The sequence below is a fragment of the Borrelia crocidurae genome, from assembly GCF_000825665.2.
Lineage (GTDB): Bacteria > Spirochaetota > Spirochaetia > Borreliales > Borreliaceae > Borrelia > Borrelia duttonii.
On the sequence record NZ_LN609267.1, the window covers coordinates 377,752 to 389,635 of the forward strand.

Consider the following 11,884-nt stretch of genomic DNA (forward strand, 5'->3'; position numbering starts at 1 on the left):
TTTAAGTAAGATGAGGAATAAAAATCCAAATGCAATCGTAATATCTGAAAAAGCTGTTAGTGATAAGGATGTTATAAAAATAAAATCTATTTTTACAATATCTCAAATAATAGAATCTAGAAAAAATGTCTCAAGTTCATATATCAAACAAAGCAATATTAAATTTGCCGTTATTTATAATCATAAAAGACCAATAGATTTTTCAATAAATATAGCAAATGACTTAAAAAGTATTAATAATGTTCATTCAATTATCATAAACAATGAATATATAGATGAATCGATTTATAGACCAAATTACATAGAAATATTACAAAGCATACAAGAACTGAGCGAAAAAAATAAACTAATACAACAGAAAAAATTTTATTATGATAATAAAAATGCCAATCTTGATTTTTTCTTAAACTTATCTGAACTTATTCAAGAAATAGTCATTATCACAAACACTGAAAATGACATAATTTATATCAATGAAAAAGGCAGTAAAGAACTTGAATTACCAATAAAAATTAAAGGCAAAACAAACAAAATAAGCGATATCGATATCATAGATTTTGAAAAAGAAACTAAAATAGATTTAAGTTATAATATAGATGATATTCCTGAGTTTAAAAATATACTGATAACTGATTGTCTTTTAAAGGTAAAAAATAACAAAAAATTAACCGTCGATCTATTTATAAGTACAATTGCTCAAAATAACATTGATAAATTAATTACAATAAAAAATGTATCTGATTTAAAATCTAAACACAATATTCCGCACTTCGAAGTAATCGATCAAGAAACTGACTTATATAATATTAAAGGACTTGAAAAGTTATTGATCAACCAAATTGATTATTCTTCTAAAAAAACATATCTATTTGATTTGGATTTACACATAAATACAGAATATGAATATAAAGGCAATAGGGACCACATAGACGTAAAAATACTTAAAAAAATTACTTCTAGAATAATGTCATTCTATTCAGAATATATATTTAGATTAAAAGACAATAATCTAATAGTTATTATATCCACAAGTGGCGGAGAACAAAGAGTAATTTCAATTGCAGAAGAAATAAAAAAAACTATCTCTAGAGAACTTAAAAAAGAAGGTCTCATAATACTTAAATTTAATATAGGCATAATAGAAGTAAACTTAAAAGAAGATATAGAAACAAAAATTTCAAAATTAAAAATAGCAACAAAAATATCTGATGAATACAAAGATTCCATGCCTATTTTATATAAAGATGAATTACCAAAAACACATAACCAGTAAAAATCAAAATAAAATATTTGAATACATAATAAAAGCAATAAAAAATGATTTCTTTAGTCTATACTACCAAAAAATTACCCCTCTCAAAAAAGATTTAAAACCTAAAATTGAAATATTAACAAGACTTTTTGATTACACAGGAACACCAATTCCAAACAATCATGTCTTTGGTTTAATAGATAAATATAATTTAACCGTAGAAGTAGATAAATTAGTAGTTACTAAAGCATTAAGAGAATATACAAACTTTGTAACAAAAAATGGTGTTCATATCTTTTCAATCAATATTTCACCATATTCACTTAAATCCAAGAACTTCAGAATCTTTTTAAAAGAAACCCTTCTTCAAAGTCATGTCCCACTTCAAAATATATGCCTAGAAATAACAGAAACTGGCATTGTAGAAAATTTCGAATTAATCAACACATATTTCAATGAACTTAAAACTTTTGGAATTAAACTTGCACTTGATGATTTTGGAAGTGGATATACATCTCTTTCATACATCAAAATTTTACCAATAGACATCATCAAAATAGATGGTTCTTTTATTCAAGTAATAAATTCTAGTCAAATAGATCTTGTAATAATAAAATCAATAAAAGAAATTGCTGATACAAAACAAATAAAAATTATCGCTGAATTCGTGTCTAATGAAGAAATTTTTAAAAAGATTAGTGAAATAGGAATAGATTATGGTCAAGGATTTTTATGGCATAAGCCAGAACCAATATAAAAATACATAAATTTTTATACATCAAAAGATTTAAAATTACATCACAAACATTATTAGGCTGACAAAATAATTAATACATAACAAATTACAAATGCTAGAATGTTATAATAAATAATTAAGAGGAGGAATTTTATGACTAAACAAAATCCTTGGCTGTCATTAAACGAAGAAAAGAAAAACAATATATTAGAGTTTGCTCAAAAATACAAGAAATTTTTAAGTACAGTAAAAACCGAACGAGAAGCTACCAACTATGCCATACAAAAAGCAAAAGAAAAAGGTTTCATCAGCGCCTGCAAAAAAAAAGAACTTCAAGCTGGAGATAAAATTTTCTATACATCTCGCAACAAAAACATAGCTCTTGTATTTATAGGAAAAGAACCTATTGAAAATGGAATGCATTTTATTGTCTCACACACAGATTCGCCAAGACTTGATGCTAAACCATTACCAATTATTCAAGAAAATGAATTTACAATGATGAAAACAAATTATTATGGTGGTATCAAAAAATATCAATGGCTATCTACTCCCCTATCAATAAGAGGAATAATATTTTTACAAAATGGAGAACAAGTAGAAATTAGCATTGGTGACAATAATGATGATCCTGTATTTGTAATTCCCGATATATTACCACACCTTGACAGAAAAGTTCAAAGAGACAAAAAAGCTGATGATATTATTGAAGGTGAAAATCTAAGAATCATAATTGGAAGTCTACCTATTGAGTCTAGAGACAAAGAAAAAGTAAAATTTGCTACTCTTACATTATTAAAAGAAAAATACAATATATCAGAAGAAGACTTTGTTTCAGCAGAAATAGAAATAGTACCAGCAGGAGAAGCAAAAGATGTAGGAATTGACAGAGCACTCATTGGAGCTTATGGACAAGACGATAGAGTTTGTGCCTATACATCACTAGAAGCTATCCTAAATTTAGAAGAAACACCAAATAAAACCGCTATATGTTTTTTAGTAGATAAAGAAGAAATTGGCTCAACTGGCTCAACTGGTTTGCAATCAAGATATCTTGAATATTTCGTATCAGATATAATATTTAAACTAAAACAAAAAGAATATAATAACCTTATTGTACACAAAGCATTATGGAACTCAAAAAGCATATCTGCAGATGTTTGCGGTGCAATAAATCCTCTATTTAAAGTACATGATGAACAAAACGCACCAAAGCTAGGATATGGAATACCTATAATGAAATACACAGGCCATGGGGGTAAAATTATGGCCAGCGATGCTGATGCTGAACTTGTATCTTATATTAGAAATTTATTAGATAAAAACAATATAGCTTGGCAAATAGCAACACTTGGAAAAGTAGAAGAAGGAGGAGGAGGAACTGTAGCAAAATTCCTAGCACATTATGGCATTAGAACAATAGATATGGGACCAGGTGTTATTAGTATGCATTCACCATTTGAAATAACCTCTAAATTTGACATATATACTTCTTATATGGCTTATCAAGCATTCTTTAAAGGATGACAAAATGCATAAAGAAATAATAGAAACATCAGAACATATCTTAGAATGCTTTGGGGGAATCACAAATATAAAACAAGTAGTTAAAGATTTAACTAGAATAAAAATATTAGTTGACAGTAATTCTTTAGTTAAGAGAGAAAACTTAACAAAAAATAAAAATATCATAGGGGCAATTAAGTCAAACGAAGTTACAGAAATTGTAATGAATTTTGCAATAATTGACGATGTTTACACCAACATAATATATATGATGAATAAAAAAAAATAATAGACCCAATTATTTGGGTCCTAAAATTTAAAATTTTTTATATAATCAATAACTGCTTCTGGTTTTAATTCTTTATTTAAAATCTTATACACTATCATTGCCAAGTTTTGATAATCTGAACTAATACCTAGAAATTTAAAAAGCAAAGCAACTTCTCTAGCAGCAATCAATCCTTCAGGCAAATAACCAATTTTATTAATGTTACTTATTAGATCATCTATATCTTTAAATTCCTCCAAAATATTTTTGCCAACGATTTCACGACCAAATCTTCTATTTCTTCCAAAAATACTTCTACATGTAACATCTAAATCTCCAGAACCAGCTAAAAACAAAAATGTTTCCTCATTGCAAGCTCCAAGCTTAAATGCAATATTTTTCATGTCATTTAAAGAAACAGAAAATAAAAAAGACTCTGTATTATTACCTATCAAATTTGGATCTTTAATTTTACATTCATCCAAAATTCCAAATGCAATGGCAAATATATTTTTTAAAGCTGATGCCACCTGAACACCAAGAATATCATAACTATAAAACATAGAAATAGAAGTACCACTAAATAAATTAATAAATTCAAAAGCATTGGCTTTATTCCTACTAGCAGCAACAAGTCCCGTAATAATTCCAAGTCCAACTTCCTCAGCATGACTTGGTCCTGCAATATAAGTAATTTCATCCTTATATTCTCTTAAAACACCTTCTGCAACCTCTATAATAGTACAAGGTTTATCATCAATTGTTATAAAACCTTTTGTTAATATTGCCAGCTTAAACTTTTTAGTAGTAAGCACACTTTTCAATTTATTTAAAACATTCAAAGTATAAAGAGAAGGGGTTACAACAAAAATATAATCAGATTGATTTACAATATCAAGTAAATCAGAACTTGCAATCAAATTATCTGGTAATTTAATACCTTTTAAATACTTAGTATTCTCATGGCTACTATTAATACTCTCTCTAACATCTTCTTCAAAAGACCATATTAAAACAGGATCCTTAAACTTATCTGCCAAAACTTTAGCAACAGCAGTACCCCAAGCCCCTGCTCCCACAATAGATATTTTCATATATACCTCCTTATAACCATAAAATTATAATAACTCATATTTAATCGTCTCGTCTAGAAAAATTCTAATCTTATCATTTTCTTTAAATTTTTTCAAAATCAAATCATCAATCAACAAACTTCCAATTTCTTTAATCACAATTTTACGAACACCCCTAATTCCAAGCCCATTCTCATAAATATGTTTTTGAAAATAACCAATAACAGCCTCTTCAAAAAAAAGATCGATTTTTTCATTTTTTAGTATTTTAACAAAATTATTCAACTCTTCAATAATCACCCTTGTAAAATCACTCTTACTTACAGGTCTAAAGAAAAAAACATGATCTACTAAGTCTAGAAGTTTATTAGAAAAACGTTTTTCTAATAAACTTCTGATATCAACAGTTTCATTTTTAAATCCAATACCATCAAGTTCTCTATATTCTATATTAATATCTATAATTATAATGCTACCTGACAAACTGACACTTCTACCAAAATTATCAAAAAGTCTACCTGTATTAAATCCTTCAAAAAAAAAATCTATAACTCTCTTAGAAGACTTATCAAAATCCGACAAAACAATAATTGAATTTAAAGACTCATTTAAAAATTTAAAGAATTTAGTAGGTTCATCATAAGATTCAGAACCATATACTGGTCCTATCAATCGATTAATACCATCAAAATCACAATATTCACTCATTCCCAAAGTAAGTTTAGGCATATTAAGTTCTTCTGATAAAACACACGCAAGTTTATTCTTATCTACATCAGAAGATCCAATTAAAATGAAAATACCAAGAGTACTATTTTTAAAGAAAAATTTAATTCTTAAAAGCTTAATATGCAAAAGTAATTCGGATAAAATACTCTCATCAATTATCATACTTGTTCTTATCTTATGTTCCAAATTCATTAGTAAATCTTGATCATAATCATCAAAATTAAAAATACTGGTTCCAACCATATACTTAACAAAATCTCTAACATCATCACCTGTTATAACTTTTTTATTACCCTCAAGTTTAAATTTAGAGCCAAGACCATCTAATAGATCAAAAGCTTTATCGGGCAAAGCTCTATCTTTTATATATTTAGACATAGTAATTGCAACCCATATAGCTTCATCTGTATACTCAACATGATGATGTTTTTCATATTGTTCCTTAGCCCCTTTCAAAATATGATAAGTATCCTCTAAACTTGGTTCTTTAAGTTCAACACCATGAAATCTTCTTAGTAAAGCTTTGTCTTTCAAAAAAAATTTTTTATATTCATTTTTGGTAGTAGCCCCAATAAACTTTATTTTACCCAAAGTTAATATAGGTTTTAATAAATTTGAAACATCTATGTTACTAAAAGATGTAGCACCAGCTCCAACTATCATATGAATCTCATCTATAAAAAGAATTACTTTTTTTTTAAAATGCAAAAAATCTAAGAGTTTGTTAACCCGATTTTCAAGATCTCCCCTATACCTAGTCCCAGATATAAGTCTTCCAATATCAAGAGAATAAACTTCACAATCAATCAACTCACAAGGCACCTGACCTTCTCTTATAATATAAGCAAGTCCTTGAAGCAATATTGTCTTTCCAACCCCAGGCTCTCCAAATACAATTGGATTACTTTTATGTTTACGAAGCATTATTTGAATTAATGTATATAATTCTTTTTTGCGACCAATCAAAGGATTTGTAGCTAAATTGGGATCCAAATTATCAATAACATTAACTAAGAAATCATCAACCAAATTGTTCTCATCCAATGAATCATCATCTTGTTCTAATTTAAAATAATCTTCCTCAAAAATATTTAAACCTCCATATTTATCTATCCCTTTATTAAAAAGATCATTTGTAAGCAATTTTTCATTTTTAAGAAAACCTAAATCTAAATTTGAACCTAAATAGTCATAAATCTCCATTATTTTGTCAAATATATCTAAACTAAAACCCGATTTTAATAAAGCATCTAAAATTGTATTTTTTCTTTTCCTAATTAATACCCATAACAAATCTTTCTCTTGTAATACATAAGGTTTTTTATAATAAAAAATCGTATCGATTATTTCTTGATATAAATCATTAATTTTAAAAAAATAATCATAAAAATCAGCATTTCTTATAGGAAGTTTTGTAAAAAATTCTTCTAAAATTTTATTAAAACTATAAAAATCAAGTGCACATAAACTAAGCAATTCTCTAATTTCATCATCACTAATTAAACTATAAAAGATATGTTCTTCGGTAAAAAAAAGATGCTTACGTTCCACAAAAAACAGAAACGATTTAAAAAACAAATGATTTAAAGCTCTTCTGTTATACATGAAACACCAATTATAAAACAATTCTCAAAATCTTTTTCTTGCCTATTTTAAGTTCAATTTCACCATTGATAAAATTGTCCTTACAAAGGCAATAATTTTGATCTCCTACCCTTACTTTATCTATATAAACTCCACCAGAATCAATAAGTCGCCTAGCCTCTGATTTACTCGATACAACCTTTGCTAAAACCATTAAGTCAACTAATAAAATACTCTCCTCTAAATTAGTCAATGCCAATTTAAAAAAAGGAATATCAGCTCTCCCTTCACCTCCTTTAAATGCTGCTTTAGCTGCTGAGGACGCTTTTAAAGCCTCATCTTTACCATGAACGATTTTTGTTATCTCAAATGCCAAAATCTCTTTTGCATTATTTAACAATTGTCCCTTAACACTTGCAATACGTTCAATCTCTTCTTCTTCTAAAAAAGTAAATAAATATAAAAATTTCTTAACATCTAAATCTGGAATGTTTCTAAAATACTGATAAAAATCATAAACACTATAAAGCTCTGAATCAAGATAAACAGCTCCTTTTTCTGATTTACCCATTTTCTTACCATCACTTCTTGTAATAAGCGGCAATGTAAGCCCAAACACTTTGTTTCCCGATTTCCTATTAACCAAATCAACACCTGAGACAATATTTCCCCACTGATCATCACCACCAATTTGAAGTTTACAATTTTTCATACGACTTAACATATAAAAATCATATGACTGTAAAAGTTGATAATTAAATTCAATAAATGAAAGACCATCTTTTAATCTTCTCTTATAAGTTTCAAAACTTAACATACGATTAACAGAAAAATAAATACCAACTTCCCTTAAAAATTCAATATAATTAATGCCATCAAGCCATTCGGCATTATTAAGAATATACCCACCATTACTAAGATCTATTATTTTAAGCAATTGAGAACTTATTGTTTTAACATTCTCATCTATATCTTCTTTTAATAAAATTTTACGCATTGAATCCTTACCAGAAGGATCTCCTATTTTTGTAGTTCCACCACCAATTAAAATAATTGGAATATGACCCTGTCTTTGAAGATGAAGCATTACCATAAAAGGAATTAAATGTCCAATATGCAAAGAAGCAGAAGTAGCATCAACTCCAACATAAAAAACTATTTTTTCTCTATCCATCAATGTACTTAACTCTTCCAAATTAGTACACTGCTTTAAAAATCCTCTCTTATCTAAAACCTTTAGGGATAAATTCATTTCTTTAAACTCCCTTGTAATTTAGAATTCCCGTTTTAACATATGAATACAAATCATCAATAGAAATTCTTGTTTGAGTCATAGTATCTCTATCTCTTAAAGTTATTGTCCTATTTTCAATCGTATCATAATCTATTGTTACACAATAAGGTGTACCAATTTCATCTTGACGCCTATAACGCTTACCTATCGTACCATTCTCATCATAAAACATATAAAAATCATCGCTAAATTGCATAAACACTTTTCTAGCAAGTTCGGGTAATCCATCTTTCTTTACAAGAGGAAGTATTGCAACCTTATAAGGAGCAATCTTAGGATGTAAATGTAAAACTATTCGCTTATCCCCTCCCTCAAGTTCCTCATAAGCATAAGCATCACAAAGAGTCATTAGTACACTTCTTGTAAGTCCAAGAGAAGTCTCAATTACATAAGGAATATACTTATCACCTGTTATCAAATCATGATATTCAAACAACTTAGATTTACCACAAAATTTAGCATGTTGATTTAAATCATAATTACCTCTATTATGAATTCCCTCAATTTCTTGAAAACCAAATGGAAAATTATATTCAATATCAACTGCAGCTTTTGCATAATGAGCAAGCTCATCATCGTTGTGTTTTTGAAATCTAAGATTATCAGCTTTGATTCCAAGAGTTTCAATAAAAAAGTTCATTCTTTTCTGTCGCCAATAACAATACCAATCATCCATCTGACTCGGATGTACAAAAAACTGCATTTCCATTTGTTCAAACTCACAAACTCTAAATATAAAATTCTTTGCTATTATCTCATTCCTAAAAGCCTTACCAACTTGTGCTATTCCAAATGGAACCTTAAGTCTTGTAGTATCCAATACATTACGAAAATTAACAAAAATACCCTGCGCAGTCTCTGGTCTTAAATAAATCTCACTAGAACTATCCTCAACAGCCCCAATATTAGTCTTAAACATCAAATTAAAACTTCTAGGAGTTGTAAAAGTTCCTATAGAACCACAATTAGGACACCCCTTAGATAAATCAATAAAATCTGTCCTAAATCTATTCTTACAATTTTTACAATCAACTAATAATTCCAAAAAACTATCAACATGTCCAGAAGCTTTCCAAACTTCAGGCCTCATCAAAATAGCACTATCTAATCCCACAACATTTTCATGAAAGTAAACCATACTTTTCCACCACTCTTCCTGTATATTCTTCTTAATCTCAACACCTAAAGGCCCATAATCCCATACACCCGACAAACCCCCATAAACTTCTGAGGATTGAAATACAAAACCTCGCCTCTTAGCAAGTGAAATAATATCTTCTATTTTAGCCATATCAAACATCCTAAAAATTTAATCTATAATTCATACTTTTTTAAAAAATCCTGTGCTTTATTTATTCTATCAAAGACCTTAACTTTACCAAGTAATTGCAAAGAATCAAAAAGAGGTGGTGATACCTTACTTCCAAGAACTGCAATCCTAATTGGAAGCAAAACCTCTCCTATTTTTAGATTATTTTCCTTAGCAAAATTATAAAAAATTTGTTCATTTTCGGACAATATCCTTGTTTCAAAACCTTCTAATACTGGTTTAATTTTTTCTAACAATAAATAGATATCTCTTACTGTTTTTTTCTTCCCCAAAAATTCATTTAAATTCCAAGTTGAAATATTTGTATAAAAAAACCTAAGCATGCCAACAGCATCACCAAGTTTTCTAATCCTTGGCTTTATTAACGGGACCAAAAGCAATAATTTTTCTTTGTCACAAGAATTACTATCCTTTTTAATATAACCTGCCTTTTGCAAGAAAGGCAATAAGAGTTCGGCTAATTCATGATCTTCTTTTGTCCTAATGTAATGACTATTAAAAAAATCTAATTTGTTATAATCAAAAACAGCTGGTGATTTACTGATTTTATCAATAGAAAATAATTTTTGAAGTTCATTTTTGGTAAAAAACTCACTCTTGCCATCATAAGACCAACCAAGCAAAGTAACATAATTAATAATAGCCTCAGGAAGATATCCATCATCAATAAATTGCTTTAAAGCTGTAGCACCATGCCTCTTACTTAATTTTTGTCCATCACTTCCCATTACCATTGGAAGATGACAATAAATAGGAGGATTCCATCCAAAAGCATTATAAAGAAGCACATGCAAAGGGCCTGAAGAAATCCATTCCTGGGCTCTTAATACATGTGAAATTTCCATTAAATGATCATCAACAACATTTGCAAGATGATATGTTGGAAAGCCATCAGATTTCAAAACTACAGGATCAGGACTAATATCCTTATTGGCCCATGTAATTTTGCCAAGCAAAATATCATTAAAAGAAGTTTCACCATCAAAAGGAATTTTAAATCTAATAACAGGACTAATGCCTAAACTTAAAGCATCTTTAATTTCATCTTTGTTCAAGTGCCTGCAATGTCTATCATAACCTGGTGCCATCTTGTTAATAGTTTGAATTTTTCTAATTCTCTCTAATCTATCAGGTGAACAGTAACAATAATAAGCATTTCCCGATTCAATCAACTCTTTAGCATATTTTCGATATATCTCTGTTCTTTGTGATTGAATATAAGGAGAATAAGAACCTCCACAAGTAGGCCCTTCATCAAAATCAATACCAAGCCATGCTAAACTTTGATACAAATCTTCTTCTGCTTCCTTATAATATCTAGTCTGATCTGTATCTTCAATTCTAAGTAAAAATTTTCCATTAAAGGATTTGGCAAAAAAATAATTAAATAAAGCTGTCCTAATTCCTCCAATATGCTGCAAACCAGTTGGAGAAGGAGCATATCTAACTCTTATATTCAAAACACAACCTCTTTTAATAAAAAATATCCTTTTTTGAAATATCATAAATATAATAAAACACTACAAAAAATAAATTTGAACCAAGTAATTTTGTATGTTTAATATTAAGTCTATCTTTACGTTTTAAATACTTATTCCTAATTTCAAGTCGTTTCTCTTCAACCAAATGACGTTCTAGTTTTGATTTTTTTAAAAGATAATAAAAATAAATTGTAAAAATAAGATCTCCTTTTAAAAAGGATTTTTTTAAAAAATTTATCTCATTATGCAATTTTTCATAATCTTCATCAAAAATTGCATGTAATGATACACAATACCTTACCCATTTATTACGATTCTCTACATGATTCATAATCAAACTACAAGCTTTTTCTTGTTCTCTAAAACTAACACATATAGCATAAAGCTCTATTATTGTCTTATTACTCATTTTAGTATCTTTTAAATAAAGATAAATATCATCAAATGCTTTTTTATCTTGTTTGATTAAAGTTATTTTTAAAAGCACAGAAATATCAAATACACTCTTAAGTGTTTTGCGAATCATTTTAAGTCTTAAAAAAGTATAAGTATTCTCTATACCATTTAATATAAAATATAATCTTGAATATAAAAATTTAGAATATAAAAGGTGTAATAAACTATCAAAATA

At 28.0% G+C, this 11,884-nt stretch carries 8 protein-coding genes and 1 pseudogene; 3 read left to right on the forward strand and 6 right to left on the reverse strand.

All coding sequences use genetic code 11. The annotated features are described in order from the left end of the window. The first annotated feature begins 10 nt into the window (after positions 1 to 10). From BN1173_RS01840 to BN1173_RS01850, 3 genes and pseudogenes are all read left to right on the forward strand, one after another. Positions 11 to 2,009: pseudogene (locus tag BN1173_RS01840) on the forward strand (EAL domain-containing protein). Positions 2,010 to 2,141: 132 nt separating this feature from the next. Continuing rightward, positions 2,142 to 3,515, forward strand: a complete 1,374-nt coding sequence (locus BN1173_RS01845) for an aminopeptidase (protein ID WP_040236270.1) — start codon at positions 2,142 to 2,144, stop codon at positions 3,513 to 3,515. 4 nt (positions 3,516 to 3,519) lie between these two features. Then, the gene (locus BN1173_RS01850; RefSeq protein WP_014696235.1) at positions 3,520 to 3,783 is read left to right on the forward strand and encodes a PTS sugar transporter subunit IIB; all 264 of its coding nucleotides are present in this window, start codon (positions 3,520 to 3,522) and stop codon (positions 3,781 to 3,783) included. Between the two features lie 20 nt (positions 3,784 to 3,803). On the opposite strand, the gene BN1173_RS01855 is transcribed toward BN1173_RS01850, so the two are convergent. The 6 genes from BN1173_RS01855 to BN1173_RS01880 all read right to left on the reverse strand — a co-directional run. Then, on the reverse strand, positions 3,804 to 4,856 hold the full coding sequence (locus BN1173_RS01855) for an NAD(P)H-dependent glycerol-3-phosphate dehydrogenase (RefSeq protein ID WP_040236272.1): 1,053 nt from the start codon (positions 4,854 to 4,856) through the stop codon (positions 3,804 to 3,806). A 24-nt stretch (positions 4,857 to 4,880) separates the two neighbouring features. Continuing rightward, on the reverse strand, positions 4,881 to 7,169 hold the full coding sequence (locus BN1173_RS01860; RefSeq protein WP_025400688.1) for an AAA family ATPase: 2,289 nt from the start codon (positions 7,167 to 7,169) through the stop codon (positions 4,881 to 4,883). A 10-nt stretch (positions 7,170 to 7,179) separates the two neighbouring features. After that, entirely contained in the window at positions 7,180 to 8,400 is a 1,221-nt protein-coding gene (gene tyrS / locus BN1173_RS01865) for a tyrosine--tRNA ligase (protein ID WP_014696238.1), read from the reverse strand. 4 nt (positions 8,401 to 8,404) lie between these two features. Continuing rightward, entirely contained in the window at positions 8,405 to 9,733 is a 1,329-nt protein-coding gene (locus tag BN1173_RS01870) for a glycine--tRNA ligase (RefSeq protein ID WP_040236273.1), read from the reverse strand. Positions 9,734 to 9,756: 23 nt separating this feature from the next. Further along, the gene (gene gltX, locus BN1173_RS01875; protein WP_082020234.1) at positions 9,757 to 11,277 is read right to left on the reverse strand and encodes a glutamate--tRNA ligase; all 1,521 of its coding nucleotides are present in this window, start codon (positions 11,275 to 11,277) and stop codon (positions 9,757 to 9,759) included. Beyond that, positions 11,246 to 11,884: hypothetical protein (locus BN1173_RS01880; RefSeq protein ID WP_040236274.1), on the reverse strand; the 639-nt coding region annotated here is incomplete at its 5' end. The genes gltX and BN1173_RS01880, both read right to left, overlap by 32 nt.

Bases quoted from the DNA above. Each gene is read 5' to 3' on its own strand.
- BN1173_RS01845 (WP_040236270.1), top strand. From the start codon at position 2,142: ATGACTAAACAAAATCCTTGGCTGTCATTAAACGAAGAAAAGAAAAAC.
- BN1173_RS01850 (WP_014696235.1), top strand. From the start codon at position 3,520: ATGCATAAAGAAATAATAGAAACATCAGAACATATCTTAGAATGCTTT.
- BN1173_RS01855 (WP_040236272.1), bottom strand. From the start codon at position 4,856: ATGAAAATATCTATTGTGGGAGCAGGGGCTTGGGGTACTGCTGTTGCT.
- BN1173_RS01860 (WP_025400688.1), bottom strand. From the start codon at position 7,169: ATGTATAACAGAAGAGCTTTAAATCATTTGTTTTTTAAATCGTTTCTG.
- tyrS (WP_014696238.1), bottom strand. From the start codon at position 8,400: ATGAATTTATCCCTAAAGGTTTTAGATAAGAGAGGATTTTTAAAGCAG.
- BN1173_RS01870 (WP_040236273.1), bottom strand. From the start codon at position 9,733: ATGGCTAAAATAGAAGATATTATTTCACTTGCTAAGAGGCGAGGTTTT.
- gltX (WP_082020234.1), bottom strand. From the start codon at position 11,277: ATGATATTTCAAAAAAGGATATTTTTTATTAAAAGAGGTTGTGTTTTG.